General features: G+C 74.8%; 15 protein-coding genes and 1 pseudogene. 15 read left to right on the forward strand and 1 reads right to left on the reverse strand.

Annotated features, from left to right (window positions below; genetic code table 11):
* The 7 genes and pseudogenes from ACFUEL_RS17090 to ACFUEL_RS17120 form a co-directional block, all read left to right on the forward strand.
* Positions 1–185 (forward strand): annotated as a pseudogene (locus ACFUEL_RS17090) (biotin synthase BioB); the annotation flags it as partial.
* On the forward strand, positions 185–1,537 hold the full coding sequence (locus ACFUEL_RS17095) for an adenosylmethionine--8-amino-7-oxononanoate transaminase (RefSeq protein ID WP_380237075.1): 1,353 nt from the start codon (positions 185–187) through the stop codon (positions 1,535–1,537). The pseudogene ACFUEL_RS17090 and the gene ACFUEL_RS17095, both read left to right, overlap by 1 nt.
* Positions 1,538–1,652: 115 nt before the next feature.
* Positions 1,653–2,384, forward strand: coding sequence for a dethiobiotin synthase (gene bioD, locus ACFUEL_RS17100; RefSeq protein ID WP_380237076.1), 732 nt, complete (start codon positions 1,653–1,655; stop codon positions 2,382–2,384).
* The gene (locus tag ACFUEL_RS17105) at positions 2,384–3,103 is read left to right on the forward strand and encodes an SMI1/KNR4 family protein (protein ID WP_380237077.1); all 720 of its coding nucleotides are present in this window, start codon (positions 2,384–2,386) and stop codon (positions 3,101–3,103) included. The genes bioD and ACFUEL_RS17105 overlap by 1 nt, the downstream gene beginning before the upstream one ends.
* 107 nt (positions 3,104–3,210) lie before the next feature.
* On the forward strand, positions 3,211–5,322 hold the full coding sequence (locus tag ACFUEL_RS17110; RefSeq protein ID WP_380237078.1) for a vWA domain-containing protein: 2,112 nt from the start codon (positions 3,211–3,213) through the stop codon (positions 5,320–5,322).
* 44 nt (positions 5,323–5,366) lie between these two features.
* Positions 5,367–7,427, forward strand: coding sequence for an NAD-dependent DNA ligase LigA (gene ligA / locus ACFUEL_RS17115; RefSeq protein WP_380237079.1), 2,061 nt, complete (start codon positions 5,367–5,369; stop codon positions 7,425–7,427).
* A gap of 201 nt (positions 7,428–7,628) precedes the next feature.
* A complete protein-coding gene (locus tag ACFUEL_RS17120) occupies positions 7,629–8,495 on the forward strand; it encodes a YihY/virulence factor BrkB family protein (RefSeq protein ID WP_380237080.1) in 867 nt (288 codons plus the stop codon).
* 44 nt (positions 8,496–8,539) lie between these two features.
* On the opposite strand, the gene ACFUEL_RS17125 is transcribed toward ACFUEL_RS17120, so the two are convergent.
* On the reverse strand, positions 8,540–9,178 hold the full coding sequence (locus tag ACFUEL_RS17125) for a TetR/AcrR family transcriptional regulator (protein ID WP_380237081.1): 639 nt from the start codon (positions 9,176–9,178) through the stop codon (positions 8,540–8,542).
* A 94-nt stretch (positions 9,179–9,272) separates the two neighbouring features.
* Here ACFUEL_RS17125 and ACFUEL_RS17130 point away from each other — a divergent pair, with 94 nt between their 5' ends.
* The 8 genes from ACFUEL_RS17130 to ACFUEL_RS17165 form a co-directional block, all read left to right on the forward strand.
* Positions 9,273–9,851: a dihydrofolate reductase family protein gene (locus ACFUEL_RS17130; protein ID WP_380237082.1), complete on the forward strand. Its 579-nt coding sequence runs from the start codon at positions 9,273–9,275 to the stop codon at positions 9,849–9,851.
* Positions 9,852–9,907: 56 nt separating this feature from the next.
* The gene (locus ACFUEL_RS17135) at positions 9,908–10,678 is read left to right on the forward strand and encodes a dienelactone hydrolase family protein (protein ID WP_380237083.1); all 771 of its coding nucleotides are present in this window, start codon (positions 9,908–9,910) and stop codon (positions 10,676–10,678) included.
* A gap of 181 nt (positions 10,679–10,859) precedes the next feature.
* Positions 10,860–11,063 carry a hypothetical protein gene (locus ACFUEL_RS17140; RefSeq protein WP_380237084.1) on the forward strand — a complete coding sequence of 68 codons (204 nt, stop codon included), beginning with the start codon at positions 10,860–10,862 and terminating at the stop codon, positions 11,061–11,063.
* A gap of 506 nt (positions 11,064–11,569) precedes the next feature.
* The gene (locus ACFUEL_RS17145; RefSeq protein WP_380237085.1) at positions 11,570–12,553 is read left to right on the forward strand and encodes a TauD/TfdA dioxygenase family protein; all 984 of its coding nucleotides are present in this window, start codon (positions 11,570–11,572) and stop codon (positions 12,551–12,553) included.
* A gap of 341 nt (positions 12,554–12,894) precedes the next feature.
* Positions 12,895–14,502, forward strand: a complete 1,608-nt coding sequence (locus tag ACFUEL_RS17150; RefSeq protein ID WP_380237086.1) for an ABC transporter substrate-binding protein — start codon at positions 12,895–12,897, stop codon at positions 14,500–14,502.
* 3 nt (positions 14,503–14,505) lie between these two features.
* Positions 14,506–15,450: an ABC transporter permease gene (locus ACFUEL_RS17155; RefSeq protein ID WP_380237087.1), complete on the forward strand. Its 945-nt coding sequence runs from the start codon at positions 14,506–14,508 to the stop codon at positions 15,448–15,450.
* A 7-nt stretch (positions 15,451–15,457) separates the two neighbouring features.
* On the forward strand, positions 15,458–16,309 hold the full coding sequence (locus ACFUEL_RS17160) for an ABC transporter permease (RefSeq protein WP_380237088.1): 852 nt from the start codon (positions 15,458–15,460) through the stop codon (positions 16,307–16,309).
* A gap of 47 nt (positions 16,310–16,356) precedes the next feature.
* Positions 16,357–17,500 (forward strand): ATP-binding cassette domain-containing protein (locus ACFUEL_RS17165; protein WP_380237090.1); only part of this gene is annotated, 1,144 nt, incomplete at its 3' end.

Genomic DNA, 17,500 nt, shown 5'->3' on the forward strand with positions numbered 1-17,500 from the left:
CCTGCGGGACGGGCGGCGGCTGCGGCACCGGTTGCGGCGCCGTCTGCGGCGGCCACGGCGGGGCGGCGGAGGCCGTCGAGCCCGCGGACACCGCGGACGAGGCCCGCACCGAGGACGAGGCCCGCACCGACCTGGTCCGGGTCCGCCGCCGCGGCGCCGGCACCGAGCTGGCCCCGAACGCCTGATGGAGCGCCAGAACGCCCTGGACGCCGCCCGGTTGCTCGAACTGGACCGGGCGCACGTCTGGCACCCGTACGGCCCGATGCCGGGAACGGTGCGGCCCCTCGTGGTGGAGTCGGCCGCGGGCGTGCGCCTGCGGCTGGCCGAACCGGTGGGCGGGCACCGGGAGTTGGTGGACGGCATGTCGTCCTGGTGGGCGGCGGTCCACGGCTACCGGCACCCGGTGCTGGACGCGGCGGTGCGCGACCAGCTCGACTCGATGAGCCACGTCATGTTCGGCGGCCTCACCCACCGTCCGGCCGTCGAACTCGCGGTCAAACTGGTCGAGTTGACGCCCGAGCCGCTGCAGCACGTGTTCCTCGCCGACTCCGGTTCGGTGGCGGTCGAGGTGGCGCTGAAGATGTGCCTGCAGTACTGGCGCTCGCTCGGCCGCCCGGAGAAGCACCGGGTGCTGACCTGGCGCGGCGGCTACCACGGCGACACCTTCCACCCGATGTCGGTCTGCGACCCCGACGGCGGGATGCACCACCTGTGGGGCGGCGTGCTCCCCCGGCAGCTGTTCGCCGACGAGCCGCCCGCCGGGTACGACGCCCCCGCCGACCCGGCGTACGTCGCGCACCTGGCCGAGCTGATCGGGCGGCACGCGGGCGAACTGGCCGCCGTGATCGTCGAACCGGTGGTGCAAGGCGCCGGCGGGATGCGCTTCCACTCCCCCGAATACCTGCGCGTGCTACGGGAGTTGTGCGACGCGCACGACGTGCTGCTGGTCTTCGACGAGATCGCCACCGGCTTCGGCCGCAGCGGCGAACTGTTCGCCGCCGACCACGCGGGCGTCTCCCCCGACGTGATGTGCCTGGGCAAGGCGCTGACCGGCGGCTACCTGACCCTGGCCGCGACGCTGTGCACCGGCCGGGTCGCCGAGGGCATCTCCCGCGGCGAGGTCCCGGTGCTGGCACACGGCCCGACCTTCATGGGCAACCCGCTGGCCGCGGCCGTCGCCAACGCCTCGATCGACCTGCTGACGGGGCAGGACTGGCGCGGCGAGGTGAAGCGGATCGAGTCCGCGCTGCACACCGCACTCGCCCCGTGCGCCGGACAGCCCGGCGTCGCGGACGTCCGGGTGCTGGGCGCGATCGGCGTGGTCCAACTGGACGCGCCCGTCGACATGGCCGCGGCAACGCTGGCCGCCGCCGAACAGGGCGTGTGGCTGCGGCCGTTCCGCGACCTGATCTACACGATGCCCCCGTTCGTCACCGAGGACGCCGACATCGCCGCGATCGGCCGGGCGGTCACCGCCGCGGCAGCGGCCTCCACCGCCGCCAACGCCGCCGTCGGCACCGGCACCGGCACCGGGTAGGCCATCGGGCCGGTACGGTCCGCCCGTCGCCCGTCCTCCGTCCCCCGCCCCCGTCCGTTCGCCACCGCATCCCCTCGCCGTCCCACCCAGCACCCCCAGCCAGGAGCACCGCACCATGTCCCCCGTCCTGTTCGTCACCGGCACCGGCACCGAGGTCGGCAAGACCCTGACCACCGCCGCGGTCGCCGCGCTTGCCCCGGGGCCGGTGGCGGTGCTGAAGCCCGGCCAGACCGGGCTGGGGCCGGACGAGCCGGGGGACGTGGACGAGGTCGCCCGGCTGGCCGGGCCGTCGGTGCGCACGGTCGAGCTGGCCCGCTACCCGGAGCCGCTCGCTCCCGAGACGGCCGCCCGCCGGGCCGGGCTGCCGGCGCTGGACCCGGACGACGTGGCAAGGACGGTGGCCGGTCTCGCCGCCGAGTACGACACCGTGCTGGTGGAGGGCGCGGGCGGGCTGCTGGTCCGCTACGACGAGCGGGGGCGCACCCTCGCCGATCAGGCCCTGGCCTGCCGGCGTCTGGGCCTGGAGGTCGAGTTCCTGCTGGTTGCGGCGGCCGGCCTGGGCACCCTGAACGCCACCGCGCTGACCGCCGAGGCGCTGCGCCACCGCGGTCTGCCGCTGCGCGGCGTGGTGATCGGCTGCTGGCCCGCCGAACCGGACCTCGCCACCCGCTGCAACCTGGCCGACCTCCCGACCGCGGCCGGGGCCCCGCTGCTCGGTGCCCTCCCGTCCGGTGCGGCCGCCCACACCCCCGCCACCTTCCGGCCGTTCGCCGAGGCCGCCATCGCCCCTTCCCTGGGCGGTAGTTGGGACGCCGCCGCGTTCGCCGCCACCCACCACCCGGCCTGATGGACGACCTCCCCGACGCCGCCCTCGCCCTGCGCGGGGGCCTGCACTCCCCCGCACAGGCGCTGGAGTTCGTCCGCTGGCTGGCCGCCGCCTGGACCGACCGTCCGCCGGCTCCGGAGGACGGCTTCCCGGAGGCCGAACTCGCGCTTGCGGAGGCCCGGTTGGGCTTCCCGATGCCTGCCGCCCTGCGCTCCGGCTACGCTCTGTTCGGTCGCCGGGACGACCTGACCCGCAACCAGGATCCGCTCCTCCCGCCGTCCGGGCTGTACGTCGACGAGGAGTCGGACGGGGTTCTCGTCTTCCGCGAGGAGAACCAGAGTTGTGCGTTCTGGGGGATTCCGCTGGCCGAACTCGACCAGGAGGACCCGCCGGTGGTGCTGTCCACGGGCCGCGACTGGGTTCCGTTCCTGACACGGATGTCCCTGGCCTGGGTCGAACTCGCCCTGACCGAGTTCCTGTTGGGCTCCCCGCACTACGACGCCTGTGAGCTCCCGGCCGCCCGACTGCCCGCGCTGCACGCCCTGCACACCCGTCTCCCGCTGCCCGACCACCCGATGTGGGCGAGCCGGGACGACTCCCCGATCCGCTGGTACGCCGCCCCCGGCCGCCTGCTGCGCCACGACGGCCTCGGCGACCTCTCCTGGCTGCACGCCGCCACCCGCACCCGGGTCGGTCTCGACGCCCTGCACGCCGACCTGCCGGCCCGCTGGGTCGGCTGAGTCCTCCTGCGGGTCCGCCCCGGTGACCTGCCCGCGTGGCCTCCCGGAACGCTCCGGCCGGCTGGCATAGCGTCGGCCCGACCTGCGGCGTGACGAGAGGATCAGCGATGCGACGGGCCACCGTGACAGCTTCCGCCCTGGCCGTACTGGCCGTGCTCGGTGCGGTCGGGGCCGCCCCGGCGGCGGTGCCCGCGCCCGGGGCGGGCGAGGCGGTGGTGACGGTGCGCACCGGCGGGGACCGGACGGGCGCGCAGTCCGTCGGCCCGCTGGCGGGCGTCCGGCTGGGGCTGTTCGCGGCGGAGGGGGACGCGGTGCCGGTCGATCCGGGGTGGGGCGTGTGCGTCTCGGACGCCGACGGCGACTGCTCCTTCCGGGTGCCGGACACCGGCCCCGGCGGGGCGAACGCGGGGCGGGAGCTGACGGTGCGGCAGCTGGACGGCGGGGTGCCGGCGGGCTGGTTCGCCAATCCGGAGCTGCGGACGGGGCCGGGCAGCGGCTCGGGCTCGGTCGCCTCCCCGTATCGCTTCCGGACGCCCGCGCTGGCCGCCGGGAACACCTACCGCTCGAGCGCCGACTTCATGGTCAGCGACGACTACAAGAACCTGCCGACGGCCTCCGGCGGGGTGTGGCAGGACTCGCGGAACAACCCGCCGCTGCCCGCGCACTGCGGGCTGGACGTGGCCCTGGTGCTGGACCTGTCGGCCTCGGTCGGCGGTGAGCTGCCCTTCCTGAAGTCGGCCGCGGACCGCTTCACCGACGCGCTGACCGGCACGCCCTCGCGGCTGGCGGTGTTCTCCTTCGACCAGGCGTCCCCGGCGACCGGCGTGGGCGCGAACCACCCGGAGCTGCACCCGGTGTCGACGCCGGCCGGCGCGGCGGAGTTCAAGTCGCTGTACGCGGACTGGACGCTGGGCAAGGGCACCAACTGGGACACCGCGCTGTGGTCGGTGGCGAAGGCCGCCCCGGTGTACGACGCGGTGGTGGTGCTGACCGACGGCAACCCGACCCGGTTCGCGGACGACGCCCAGGGCGACGGCTCGCGGACCCACTTCCGGGACGTCGAGAACGGCGTCTTCTCCGCCAACGCGGTGAAGGCGGAGGGCAGTCGGCTGATCGCGCTGGGCGTCGGCAAGGGCGTCGAGGGGATCTCCGGGCTCAACCTGCGGGCGGTCTCGGGGCCGGACGCGAACGCCGACGGCGGCGACCTGACCGCCGCCGACTACTTCCAGACCAAGGACTTCGCCACCGCCGGGCAGCAGTTGCACGACCTGGCGCTGTCGCACTGCGACAACAGCGTGACGGTGGTCAAGCAGCTCGTCCCGGCCGGTACGACCGGCGAGGACACCACGGGCGCGGTGAACGCCCCGGCGGGCTGGACGTTCGGGGCGTCGACCGGCACGCCGGGCGTCGGCGGGCTGCCGCGGGAGCTGACCACGACCGACGACGGCACGGGCTCGGTGGTCTTCCAGCCGGAGCTGGGCGAGCGGCCGTCCGCATCCCTGGACATCAGCGAACTCCAGCACGACGGCTACCAGTTGGTCACCAAGGACGGCAAGAACGCGGTCTGCGTGAACCTCGACACCGGGCAGCCGGTGGACGTCTCCGACACCGGCACGGCCGACCGCCCCGGGTTCGCCCTGGAGCTGCCCCGGCTCGCCGCGGTCAGCTGCACGGTCTACAACCGGCCCGCCGCCGCCCCGGCCGTACTCCCGGCCGACCTGACGGTGGACAAGACCTGGCGGATCGACGGCGCCGTCCACCCGGAGGGCGGCCAGCCCGCCGGGTTCACCGCCACCGCCTCGCTGACCGGGCCGGACGGCGCCGCGGCCGCGCCGCAGCCCTGGGGCACCGCGCGCACCGGCTACCGGACCGGCGACCGGGCCGCCGTCACCGAGCGGACCGAACTCGCTGACCCCGCCTGCACGTTGACCGACCGGCGGATCACCGCGCTGAACGGCGCACCGGTCGACCTCCCGCTCGGCAGCACGCTCACCCTCGACAGCGCGCACACCCGGGCCGAGATCACCAACACCGTCGAGTGCCACCGCACCGGCCCGTCCCCGTCCCCCTCGCCCGCTCCCCCCGGCGGCGGGCACCTCGCCGCCACCGGCAGCGAGGGCACCTCCGTGCTGCTCCCGGCCGCCGGCGGCGCCGCCCTCGCGGGCCTCGCCCTGCTGGCCCTCCGGGCCCGGCTCGACCGGCGGCGCGACGACGGCTGAGCCGTCCGGTCGGAACCGGTCGGTTGTCAGTGCCGGACGGAAGGATGACGGTCATGAACGAGGCCGATCTGCTCTCCTCCGGCGACTACGCCGACGCCGTTGCCACTGCCACCCGGGCCGCCGCCGCCTACTACGCGGACGGGACGACCACGCTCGGGGACGACGAGTACGACGCCCTGGTGCGGGCGATCGCGGCCTACGAGCAGGCGCACCCGGAGGAGGTGCTGGCCGACTCGCCGACCGGCAAGGTGGCCGGCGGCGCCGCGGAGGGCGACGTGCCGCACAGCGTGCCGATGCTGTCGCTCGACAACGTCTTCTCCGGGGAGGAACTCGCCGACTGGGCGGCCTCGTTGGAGCGGCGGCTGGGCCGGGCGCCGGCGGGCTGGTGCGTGGAGCCGAAGCTGGACGGGCTGGCGATCGCGGCCCGGTACGAGGGGGGCGCGCTGCGGCGGGTGCTGACCCGCGGCAACGGCCTCGCGGGGGAGGACATCACCCACACGGCGGGGGACGTGCTGGGCCTGCCCGCCGTCCTGGCCGAGCCGCTCGACGTCGAGCTGCGCGGCGAAGTGCTGCTGACGCACGACCAGTTCGAGCGGGCGAACGAGATCCGTACCGCGCACGGCGCGGTGCCGTTCGCCAATCCGCGCAACGGCGCGGCGGGCACGCTGCGGGCCAAGGACCGGCCGTACCGGATCGAGTTGACGTTCTTCGCCTACGACGCGGTGGGCCTGGAGGCGGAGTTGGCGCACAGTGCGCTGCTGGAGCGGCTGGCGGCGCTCGGGGCGAACACGGCGGCCTCGACGGCGGCGGCGCCGCTGCGCTGCGAGGGCCTGGAGGAGGTGCAGCGGCGGGTCGAGGAGATCACCGCGCTGCGGTCGGAGCTCCCGTTCGGCATCGACGGCGTGGTGGTGAAGGCGGACGACGCGGCCGACCAGGAGCGGGCCGGTTCGGGTTCGCGGGCGCCGCGCTGGGCGGTGGCCCGCAAGCTCGCGGCCGAGCACAAGGTGACGCGGCTGCTGGCGGTGGAGTGGGCGGTGGGCCGGACGGGCATCATCGCGCCGCGCGCCGTGCTGGAGCCGGTGGTGATCGACGGCGTGACGGTCTCGTTCGCGACGCTGCACAACCCGGCGGACATCGAGCGGCGCGGCCTGATGCTGGGCGACCGGGTCTTCGTCTACCGCGCGGGGGACGTCATCCCGCGGGTGGAGGCACCGCTGGTGGAGGAGCGCACCGGCGAGGAGCTGCCGATCGTCTTCCCCGCCGCCTGCCCGCGCTGCGGGGACGCGATCGACACCGGCGAGCAGCGCTGGCGCTGCGTGCGGGGGCGCAACTGCCAGACGGTGGCGTCGATCGTCTACGCGGCGGGCCGCGACCAGCTGGACATCGAGGGCCTGGGGTCGACCCGGGCGGTGCAGCTGGTGGAGTCCGGGCTGGTCCGTGACCTGGCGGACGTGTTCACGCTGACCCGCGAGCAGCTGCTCGCGCTGGAGCGGATGGGCGACACCAGCACCGACAACCTGCTGGCGGCGATCGGGACGGCCCGCACCCGCCCGCTGAACCGGGTGCTGTGCGCGCTGGGCGTGCGCGGCACCGGGCGCAGCATGTCGCGGCGGATCGCGGCGCACTTCGGTTCGATGGCGGCGATCCGGGCGGCGGACGCGGAGGCCCTGGCGGCGGTGGAGGGCATCGGCCCGGAGAAGGCCCGCCTGGTGGTGTCCGAACTCGCCGAGCTCGCAGACCTGTTGGACCGCCTGGCCGCGCTCGGCGTCGGCACCCAGGTCACCGAGCCCACCGCCCCGGCGCCCACCGCCGAGCCCGCCGAGGACGCGGCGGCCGGGGCCGCGGGCCCGCTGGCCGGCCAGGCCGTGGTCGTCACCGGCGCCATGACCGGCCCGCTGGCCGCCCTCTCCCGCAACGAGGTGAACGAACTCGTCGAGCGCGCCGGCGGCAAGTCCTCCTCCTCGGTCTCCAAGCGCACCACCCTGCTGGTCGCGGGCGAGAAGGCCGGCTCCAAGCGCACCAAGGCCGAGGAGTTGGGCATCCGGATCCTGACCCCGGAGGAGTTCGCCACCCTGGTCGCCGACCACCTGCCCGTCGCGGCCTGAACCGCCGCCGGCCTGAACCGTCGCCGGACGGTTCGCCGCCGGACGGTTCGCGCCGGGCGGTTTCGCGCCGGGCGGGGCGGGCATCCGGTCCGGGCGACCGGTACGGCGCGTTCGGCTTTCAGTGGGTGGGGGTCTGCGGTGGCTCGGTCGCCGGACGGGGACAGACGTTGGTGGCGGGCGTTGCGGCGCACGCCGTTGAGGATGTGGAACGACGACATCACCGACTTCGCGGCGGCGCTGACGTACTACGCCGTCCTGGCGATCCTTCCGGCGCTGCTGGCCACGGTGGTGGGCTTCGCGCTGATCAGTCCGGCGGCGGCCCGGGAGGCGGCGGTACGGCTGGCGGCCCTGGTGCCCGGTCAGGCCGGCGCGGAGGTGGGCGGGGCACTCTCCCAGGCGCTGGGGGGCGGCTCGGCCGGGTGGACGCTGCTGGTGGCGGGCACCGGTAGCGCGTTGTGGTCGTGCTGCAGCTACCTGGCGGTGTTCCGGCGGGCGCTGCACCGGATGCACGGCACCAGCGACCGGCGTTCCCCGTTGCGCAGGGCCCCGCGGATCGTGGTGACCGCGGCGGTGCTGCTGGTGCTGCTCGCGGTGAGCGCCCTGGCACTGATCCTGAGCGGCCCGGTCGCGGAGGGGGCGGGCCGGGTGCTGCACCTGGGCGGGACGGCTCCGCTGGTCTGGTCGGTGGTCCGCTGGCCGGTGCTGCTGGTGGTGGCGGCGGCGCTGGTGCTGATCGTCTTCCGGACCGGCCCCGAGGCGGCCTGGCGGCGGTGGGGCAGCCTGCCGGGCGGCACGCTGGCGGCGGCGCTCTGGCTGGTCTTCTCGGCGGGTTTCGCGCTGTACACCAGCGTCCTGGGCACGTACAGCCACCTGTACGGTTCGCTGGCGGGGACGGTGGTGTTCCTGATCTGGCTCTGGCTCTCCAACCTGGCGCTGCTGGCGGGCGCGCAGTTCACGGCGGAACTGCGCCGCGCCGCCGCGGAGCGCCCCGTCGGGCCGAGGGAGCGCGAGGCGCTCGGAGCGGCGGGGGATCCGCCCGCCGACCTGCCCTCCCGGGCCGGGGGGTAGGGCCGGTTCCGAACGGGACGGGCGCCTCCGTTGCCGTTGGCCCGTCAGTTCGCGGTACCGCCGTTCCCGGTGGTGGCGCTCCCGGTGGTGGCGTTCGCGGTGGCGTTCTCGCCCGCGAGCAGGCGGGTCACCAGGGTGTCGACCAGGTGGGTGCGCTGTTCGGGGGTGAACAGGTCGGGGAGGGCGAGCCGTTCGAGGGCCAGCCAGTTGAGGGCGAGGATCAGCAGGTGGACGGTGGTGGCGTCGCCGGGGAGGCCCGCGGCCCGGTGGTAGTCGGTGTTGAGGCGGAGGTCGGCGCCGATCCGGCGGGTGAGGACGGCACGCAGTTCGGGGCGGCGCAGGGCGGCCAGGCGTAGTTCCAGCAGGGCGAGGAAGCCGGTGGGGAAGGCGGCGACGCGGTCGACCACCTGGTGCACGAGCGCGGTGACCCGGGCGGCGTCGCGGGGGCCGTGCAGGCCCTGGGCGAGGGTGTCGGCGTCGGGCTCGAGGCGTTCGTAGACGCGGTCGGCGCACTGGGCGAGCAGGGCGTCCCGGTTGGCGAAGTAGTTGGAGGCGGTTCCGGCGGGGACGGCGGCGCGCTGGTCGACGGCGCGGAAGGTGAGGCCGCGGGCGCCGTCCTCGGCGAGGACTTCGAGTGCGGCGTCGAGCAGGGCGGCCCGCCGTTCGGGGTTGCTGCGTGCCATCTCTTGTTACCACTCCATCCATAGTGCTACGGTCTTACCACTTCACCCATAGTACTACGGATGAAGTTCCTGCCCCCGGCGAAAAGGCTCCTGCATGCGAAAGCTCGTGTACTACGTCGCCGTCTCCGTGGACGGCTTCATCGCCGGCCCGTCCGGCGAGTTCGACTTCTACCCCGCGGCCCCCGACATGGCACAGCACCAGCTGACCGAGTTCCCCGAGACCGTCCCGGTGCAGGCCCGCTCGCAGCTCGGGCTGACCGACACCCCCAACCGACGCTTCGACACCGTGCTGATGGGCCTGGGCGCCTACCGTCCGGGGCTGGACGCGGGCATCCCCAGCCCGTACCCGCACCTGGAGCAGTACGTGGTCTCCGGCTCGCTGCCCGGCGTGGACGACCCGGCCGTGCGCCTGGTGCGCTCCGACCCGCTCGGACTGGTGCGGGAACTGAAGCGGCAGCCCGACAGCGGCGACCTCTGGCTGTGCGGCGGCGGCATCCTGGCCGCCCAACTGCTGCCCGAGATCGACGAGTTGGTGCTCAAGCGGTACCCGGTGGTGGCGGGCGGCGGCCTCCCCGCGTTCGCCGGGCCGCTGCGCCCGCGCCCGTTCGCCCCGGTGGAGACCCTCACCTTCAGCCACGGCGGTACCGTCACCACCTACCGCCCCGCCGGGTAACGTGGCCCCACCGGGCCCGACCGGGCGCCGGGCCGCACGAGGGGGATCAACGCACGATGAACACCGCTGATGTGACGACCCGTTGGGTGCGCCCCGCGGAGGGCGGCCCCGAACTCTTCCTGGCCGCGCCCGCGGACACCGCGCCGGCGGCCACCGTGGTGGTCGGCCAGGAGCTGTTCGGGGTCACGTCCTGGGTGCGCGGGGTGTGCGAGCGGCTGGCCGCCGCCGGGTACGCCGCCGTCGCCCCGGACTTCTACGGGCGGGAGGCCGAGCGGGTCGAGCTGCCCTACGACGACACCGGCCGAGTGGAGGGCTTCAAGCTGCTGGGCACCCTGACCGCGGAGCAGGTCACCGCCGACACCGCGGCGGCCCTGGCCCTGGGCGCCTCGCTGGGCGGCGGCCCCGGCCGGGCCTTCGTCGGCTTCTCGGTCGGCGGCCACCTGGGCCTGCTGGCCGGCACCCGCCTCCCGCTGGACGTGGTCGCCGCCTGCTACCCCGCCTGGACCCTGGAGGGCGGCACCCCGCTCGCCGACGACCACCCACCGCTCACCGAGCAGGGCGCGGCCGCGCTCGCCGCCCACGGCACCACCGTCCTCGGGCTGGTCGGCGCCGAGGACCACATCGTCACGCCCGAGCAGTGGGACCGGATCACCGAGCGGCTCACCACCGCGGGCGTCGGACACGACCTGGTCACCTACGCGGGCGTCCCGCACGGCTTCCTGTGCGCGGACCGCCCCGCCACCCACCGTCCCGAGGAGACCGCGGACGCCTTCGCCCGCATCCTGGCCGTCCTGGCCGAACTGCCGGCGGCCCTCCCGGCGGCCTGACCACCCACCCGAAGCCCAGCCCCGCCCAGCCCCACCCAGCACCGTCCAGCCCCGTCCGGCCGTCCGCCGGGCGGGGCTGCGGCGTTCCCTGCGCCGAACGGAGGACCAGGCGTCACCGCCCGCGCCACCGCCGCGTTGAACCACCGTCAGCCACACCCCCGACCCCTCGAGGACCCCACCCGTGCGCACCGCCCTCAGCACCCTCGCCCTCACCGCCGCCCTGCTCTCCCCCGCGGCCGCCATCACCACCGCCGCCGCCGCGGAGGCGCCCGCGCCGGTCCCGAACCAGGGCTACAGCATCCCGGTCGGCGCGATCACCGACCTGGGCGCGCTCCCGATGCTGGGCGGCCTGGGCAACGACTTCGCCCACCTGCTGGGCCAGTAGGACGCCCCCGGCGCGGGGGGCGCCGGACAGAGGTGCACGGGGGTGGGCAGGGGGGTGGCCGGGGGGGTGACGGGGTTGTTTCCGCTCCGAAAGTTTTGCCCGGGGCGGGGCGCGGCGACAAGGGGCGGCGGGGGTTCGTCGCGGGGTCGTCACCGCGCCGCAACGTCTCGCAATACTCCGCAACACCCGCTCCCAGCTGGGCATATGACGATTGACAGCGGGTGTTCGGGCCGAGCACGATGAGCCCCGAGCCCAGTCGCAGCGAACCGGAAGGAGGGCCGATGCGTACCGTCGTTGTCGTCTGTTGTCCGTCGTGCCCGGCCCCGGTGTGTGCGCGTCGTGGTGGCCGCTGTCGGCGCTGCGCGTAGGACTCGGCGCCCTTCCCCTCTCCTCTCCCCCGTCACGGCGGTGCGCCTCCGGGCTGCCCGGTCGCCGTGCCGTGCCCGGCTGTTGCGGCGCTGCCCGTGCCGCTGTCGCCGCTCCCACCTCTCCGAAGGAGTTCCACCATGTCCGTTTCCACGTCCACTCCCGCTCCCACCGCGCTCCGGCTGACCCCGGCGGCGGGCCGGATCGGCGCGGTCGTCCACGACGTCAAGCTGGGCGGCGACCTGCCGGCCGGGACGGTGGCGGCGCTGGAGGCCGCGCTGTACGAGCACAAGGTGCTGTTCTTCCGCAGCCAGGCGCACCTGGACGACGCCGAACACGAGGCGTTCGCCCGGCTGTTGGGACAGCCGGTGTTCCACCCGACGGTGCCCAGCGCGGACGGCCGGTACATCTTCGAGCTGGACGCCACCAAGGGCGTCCGGGCGAACAACTGGCACACCGACGTGACGTTCGTGCCCTCGTACCCGAAGGCGTCGATCCTGCGGGCGCTGGAGCTGCCGCCGGCGGGCGGCAGCACGGTGTGGGCGAACACGGCGGCCGCGTACCAGGACCTCCCGGCGCCGCTGAAGGCGCTCGCGGAGAGCCTGCGGGCGGTGCACACCAACGACTACGACTACGCGGCGAATCTGGCGCTGGCGCCGGAGTTGGCGGACAACGCCGAGGTGGCGAGGCTGTTCCGGCAGGTGTTCGTCTCGACGGCGTTCAAGACCGAGCACCCGCTGGTGCGGGTGCACCCGGTGACGGGCGAGAAGCACCTGCTGCTGGGCTCGTTCGCGCAGAAGATCGTGGGCGTGTCGGGCAAGGACAGCCGGGCCCTGATCGAGCTGTTCCAGCGGTACGTGGAGCGGCTGGAGAACAGCGTGCGCTGGGACTGGCAGGTCGGCGACGTGGCGATCTGGGACAACCGGGCCACCCAGCACTACGCGGTGAACGACTACGGCGACGAGCCGCGCCTGGTGCGCCGGATCACCCTGGACGGCGACCTGCCGGTGGGCGTGGACGGGCGGCCGAGCCGGCTGCTGGAGCCGGCCGACCCGCCGCGGGTGGCGGGCCTGGTCCCGGCCGCCGAGCTGGAGGCCGAGGCGCTGACCGGCCCGGTCTCCTGACCGAACCACCCGGTAGCGCAGAGGAGTTGGACCCACGTCCGGCACCGTCCGCAACCGCCCCGGCCGTTCCCGCGCCGCGCCCCGGCATCACCGCGCCGCGCCCCGCGCCCTGGCCCGGGGACGACCGGCGGGAGGCCAACGCGGCCACCGTGCTGCGGACGGTGCTGGACCACGGGCCGGCGAGCTGCGGGCCGGTGACCCGCGGGCCGACGCGCTGGTGCGGTCGCGGGCCGCGGTGCTGGGCGAGCTGTACGTCCGTCCGCTGCCGGGCGGGTGACCCCGCTCCTCCCCCTCCCTTCCCCTGCTTCCCCGAATTCTCTTCTCCCGAAGGACTGTTGACCATGAACGCGTTCTCCGCCGGCTCCGGTGGCCCGCTCCCCCTCTCCGCGCTCTCGCGCCGGGCGCTGCTGCGCGGCGCCCTGGCGGGTGCCGGTCTGCTGGCGCTGTCGGCCTGCCGCTCGGCGGCGGACTCCGCGGTGGGGACGGCCCCGGCGGGCGACGCGGCCCCGCCGCGCCGGGGCGGGGTGCTGACGGTGGGCGTCGGGGTCGACTTCACGCCGGCCCTGCTGTTCGCGCAGAGCGCCAACTCGCTGCTGCAGCGGCTGGTGTTCAACACGCTGACCCGCTACGACGACCGGCTGCGTCCGCAGCCGGAGCTGGCGAAGAGCTGGGAGGTGGCGCCGGACGGGCTGAGCGTGAAGCTGGAGCTGCGCGACGACGTGGCGTTCCACAGCGGGCGGAGGTTCACCGCGGACGACGTGGTGTTCGCCGTCAAGAACCTTCAGGACCCGGTGCGTTCGGCGCAGTTGAGGTCGACGGCGCTGACCGTGGCGGACTTCCGCAAGAACGGCGACTTCGAGCTGACGCTGGTGCTGGCACATCCGGTGTCCAACCTGTTCGACCTCTTCGAGTTCATGATCATCCCGGATTCGGAGTCGGTCGAGGACGCGGTGGCGGGCACCAGGCTGATCGGCACCGGCCCGTTCACCTTCACCGACCGCAAGCCGGGCTCCTCGCTGAGCTTCGCCCGCAACGAGAAGTACTGGAACCCGGGCCGCCCCTACCTGGACGGGGTGGAGATCAAGGTGATCCCGCAGGCGGAGACGCTGCTGTCCTCGGTGAGGACCGGCCAGACCCAGCTGACGTACGCGGTGCGCGGCAAGGACGTGGCGACGCTGAAGGACGACAGGCGGTTCCGGATCACCCAGTACGACACCGGCGCGGGGGCGTTCTACATCGGCGCGAACCTGTCGTTCCCGGAGGTGCGGGACAAGCGGGTGCGGCAGGCGATCGCCTGGGCGATCGACCGGGACCGGCTGGTGCAGCAGGCGCTGGGCGGGTACGCGACGGTCTCCTCGGTGCCGTGGCCGAAGTCCTCGCCGGCCTACCGGGAGCAGGACGCGAAGCGCTACCACCACGATCCGGAGAAGGCGAAGGCGCTGCTGGCGGAGGCGGGGGCGGCCTCGCTGTCGCTGCCGCTGGCGCACTCCTCGGACGCCGGGTCGACGGCGATCGCACAGATCCTGCAGTACGACCTGAAGCAGGTCGGCATCGAGGTGCAGTTGCAGCCGGTGGACTCGCCGACCATGCAGAAGCAGCTGATCTCGCAGTCCATGCCGGCGCTGTGGACGCTCAGCCACAGCTTCTCGCAGGCGCACCCGGCGACGCTGGCGGTCAGCGCGTACCCGTTCAACGAGGCGAAGAACACCTCGAGGTTCTCCTCGCCGCAGTACACCGAGGCGGTGCAGAAGGCGTGGAACCGCTCGGACGCGGACAGCCCGGAGGCGAAGGCGCTGTACCAGCAGGTGACGGACGTCCTGCTGGACGAGCAGTTCATCGTGGACCTGGCGATCGCCGGGCTGGTGGAGGTCGCGGGCGCGCAGGTGCGCGGGGTGGCGCTCAACAAGTACTCGTACCTGAACCTCGACGACGCGTACCTGGCGGGCTGAGCCGTGCGGACCTTCCTGTTCAAACGGCTGCCGAGCGCGCTGGCGGTGCTGGTGGCGGCCTCGTTCACGGTGTTCCTGATGCTGCGGCTGATCCCGGGCGACCCGGCGACCACGCTGGCCGGGCCGGACGCCTCGCCGGCCACCGTCGCGGCGATCCGGGCCCGGCTGGGGCTGGACGTGCCGCTGGCCGAGCAGTACGCGCACTGGCTGGGGCAGGTGCTCGGCGGCGACCTGGGGCCGAGCTACGCGATCGGCGGGCAGGTGTCCGAGCTGATCGGGGACGGCCTGGCCGCGACCTTCCAGCTGACCGCGGCCGCGCTGCTGCTGGTGGTGCTGCTGGCGGTGCCGACGGCGCTGTACGCGGTGTCGGCGCGGCGGCGGGCCCTGGCGGGGGCGCTGCGGGCGCTGACCACGGGGGCGCTGGCGGTGCCGCCGTTCGTCACCGGCGTGGTGCTGGTGCTGGTGTTCGCGGTGGGCCTGGGCCTGCTGCCGGCCGGCGGGCACGCCTCGCTGTTCGACGCGCCGGACCTGGCGGTGCAGTACCTGGCGCTGCCGGCGCTGTGCCTGGCGCTGCCGAGCGCGGCGATCCTGGCCCGCTACCTGCAGGACGGGCTGGAGCGGGCGCTCGGCGAGGACTACGTGCGCACCGCGACCGCCCTGGGGGTGTCGCGGCGCCGGATCCTGTGGCGGCACGCGCTGCCGAACGCGCTGCCGCCCGCCGTGACGGTGCTGGGCCTGCAGATCGGGCAGCTGATCGCGGGCGCGGTGGTGGTGGAGCGGATCTTCGCCTGGCCGGGTCTCGGCCAGCTGATCGAGCAGGGCGTGGCGCGCCGCGACTACCCGGTGGTGCAGGACCTGCTGCTGCTGGTGGTGGTCGGCTACGTGGCCGTGCAACTGCTCACCGACCTGCTGTACTCCTGGCTCGACCCGCGCGTGCGGTGGGAGTGATGACGCGATGACCACGATCTCCGTTCCCCTGGTTGCCCGTTCGCGCAACCGCAACCGCTACGTCGCCGGGCTGCTGACCTGGCGGGGCGTCACCGGCATGGTCCTGGTCGGCACGGTGGCGCTGGCCGGGTTGCTGGCGCCGTGGCTGACCGGTGCCGACCCGGACGCGCAGGGCCCGCAGGCGCTGGCCGCCCCGGGCGGGGACCACCCGCTGGGCACCGACGACCTCGGGCGGGACCTGCTGAGCCGGATCCTGCACGGGATCCTCACCGACCTGTCGATCATCCTGACGGCCGTCCCGGCGGGCGCGCTGGCCGGTGCGGCGCTGGCCCTGCTGGCGGGCACCTCGCGGGCCGCCGACCTGGTGGTGCAGCGGCTGTTCGACCTGGTGCTGTCCTTCCCGGGGCTGATCCTCGGCCTGGCGGTGACGGCGATCCTCGGGCCGGGCCGCTGGCCGGTGGTGGTCATCATCGCGCTGGCCGAAGTCCCGTACTTCGGACGGCAGTTGCGGGCCGGCGTGCTGGTGCAGCAGGAGCGCGAGTACGCGCTGGCCGCCCGGATCGGCGGCGCGGGCCGGGCCCGGGTGCTGCTGCGGCACGTACTGCCGAACGCGGTCGACCCGCTGATCGTGCAGGGCGCGGTGGCGCTGTCGGTGGGCGTCTTCATCGAGGGCGCGCTCAGCTTCCTCGGCCTGGGCGTCCGCCCGCCGGAGCCCACCCTGGGCAGCCTGATCAGCGGCTCGGTCGCCTACCTGGACACCGACCCCGTCCTGGCCGCCGCCCCGCTGGCCGTCACCACCGCCCTCGTCCTCGGCTTCACCCTGCTGGCCGAGGCCCTGAACCGCGGGGCGCGCTCATGAGCGCGGGAACCCGATCCCAGCGACGTCCCGAACCGGAGGGCCGCACGATGACCGAACTGATCGACCGTCCTCCGCAGGTGGACGAACCCCCTTCCTGCACCGCCGAGTTGCTGCGGGTGCGCGGTCTGCACGTGGCCTTCGGGGAGCGGGTGGCGGTGCGCGGGGTGGACTTCGCGCTGGGGGCCGGGGAGAGCCTGGGGATCGTCGGCGAGTCGGGGTCGGGCAAGTCGACGACGGCGCTGGCGCTGCTGCGGATGCTGCCCGCCGGGGGCCGGATCACCGGCGGCTCGGTGGAGCTCGGCGGGCAGGACCTCGCCGGGCTGCCGGAGGAGGAGTTGCGGGCGGTGCGCGGCCGGCGGATCGCGATGGTCTTCCAGGACCCGATGTCCTCGCTGAACCCGGTGCTCTCGGTGGGCCGCCAGCTGGACGAGGCGCTGCGGGCGCACGGCGGGCGCCGGCCGAAGGCCGAACGGGCCGAGCGCGCGGTGGAGTTGCTGGAGCTGGTGGGCGTGCCGAGGGCGGCGTCCCGGCTGGGCGACTTCCCGCACCGGTTCTCCGGCGGTCAGCGCCAGCGGATCATGATCGCCCTGGCGCTGGCGCACGACGCCGAGGTGCTGGTGGCGGACGAGCCGACCACCGCGCTGGACCCGACCGTGCAGCGGCAGATCCTCGGCCTGCTGGCCCGGATCAACCGGGAGCGCGGCACCGCGCTGGTGGTGATCAGCCACGACCTGGGCGTGATCGCCGAGACCTGCTCGCGGCTGCTGGTGATGCGCGACGGCGAGGTGGTCGAACAGGGCGCCACCGCACGCCTGTTGACCGCTCCGCGGCACCCGTACACCAGGTCGCTGCTGGCGGCGGTGCCGCGGCTGGACGCCCCGTCCCGGGCGGCCGCGAACAGCACCCCGGGCGCCGAACCACTGCTGGTGGTACGCGGGTTGGCGAAGGCGTACGGTCCGCGGCGGCGGCGCAGTCCGGCTCTGGAGTCGGTCGACCTCGACCTGCACCCGGGCGAGACGCTGGGCCTGGTCGGCGAGTCCGGTTCGGGCAAGTCGACGCTGGCCCGGGCGCTGGCGGGCGCGCACCCGCCGGACGCGGGCACGGTGACCTTCGCCGGGCAGCCGCTGGACGGGCGGCGGGCCCGGCGGGAGGTCCAGCTGGTCTTCCAGGACCCGTACGCCTCGCTGAACC

Source organism: Kitasatospora sp. NPDC057198 (assembly GCF_042670125.1).
GTDB lineage: Bacteria > Actinomycetota > Actinomycetes > Streptomycetales > Streptomycetaceae > Kitasatospora.

Bases quoted from the DNA above. Each gene is read 5' to 3' on its own strand.
- bioD (WP_380237076.1), top strand. From the start codon at position 1,653: ATGTCCCCCGTCCTGTTCGTCACCGGCACCGGCACCGAGGTCGGCAAG.
- ACFUEL_RS17105 (WP_380237077.1), top strand. From the start codon at position 2,384: ATGGACGACCTCCCCGACGCCGCCCTCGCCCTGCGCGGGGGCCTGCAC.
- ACFUEL_RS17135 (WP_380237083.1), top strand. From the start codon at position 9,908: ATGAACACCGCTGATGTGACGACCCGTTGGGTGCGCCCCGCGGAGGGC.
- ACFUEL_RS17130 (WP_380237082.1), top strand. From the start codon at position 9,273: ATGCGAAAGCTCGTGTACTACGTCGCCGTCTCCGTGGACGGCTTCATC.
- ACFUEL_RS17125 (WP_380237081.1), bottom strand. From the start codon at position 9,178: ATGGCACGCAGCAACCCCGAACGGCGGGCCGCCCTGCTCGACGCCGCA.
- ACFUEL_RS17160 (WP_380237088.1), top strand. From the start codon at position 15,458: ATGACCACGATCTCCGTTCCCCTGGTTGCCCGTTCGCGCAACCGCAAC.
- ACFUEL_RS17095 (WP_380237075.1), top strand. From the start codon at position 185: ATGGAGCGCCAGAACGCCCTGGACGCCGCCCGGTTGCTCGAACTGGAC.
- ligA (WP_380237079.1), top strand. From the start codon at position 5,367: ATGACGGTCATGAACGAGGCCGATCTGCTCTCCTCCGGCGACTACGCC.
- ACFUEL_RS17145 (WP_380237085.1), top strand. From the start codon at position 11,570: ATGTCCGTTTCCACGTCCACTCCCGCTCCCACCGCGCTCCGGCTGACC.
- ACFUEL_RS17150 (WP_380237086.1), top strand. From the start codon at position 12,895: ATGAACGCGTTCTCCGCCGGCTCCGGTGGCCCGCTCCCCCTCTCCGCG.
- ACFUEL_RS17110 (WP_380237078.1), top strand. From the start codon at position 3,211: ATGCGACGGGCCACCGTGACAGCTTCCGCCCTGGCCGTACTGGCCGTG.
- ACFUEL_RS17120 (WP_380237080.1), top strand. From the start codon at position 7,629: ATGTGGAACGACGACATCACCGACTTCGCGGCGGCGCTGACGTACTAC.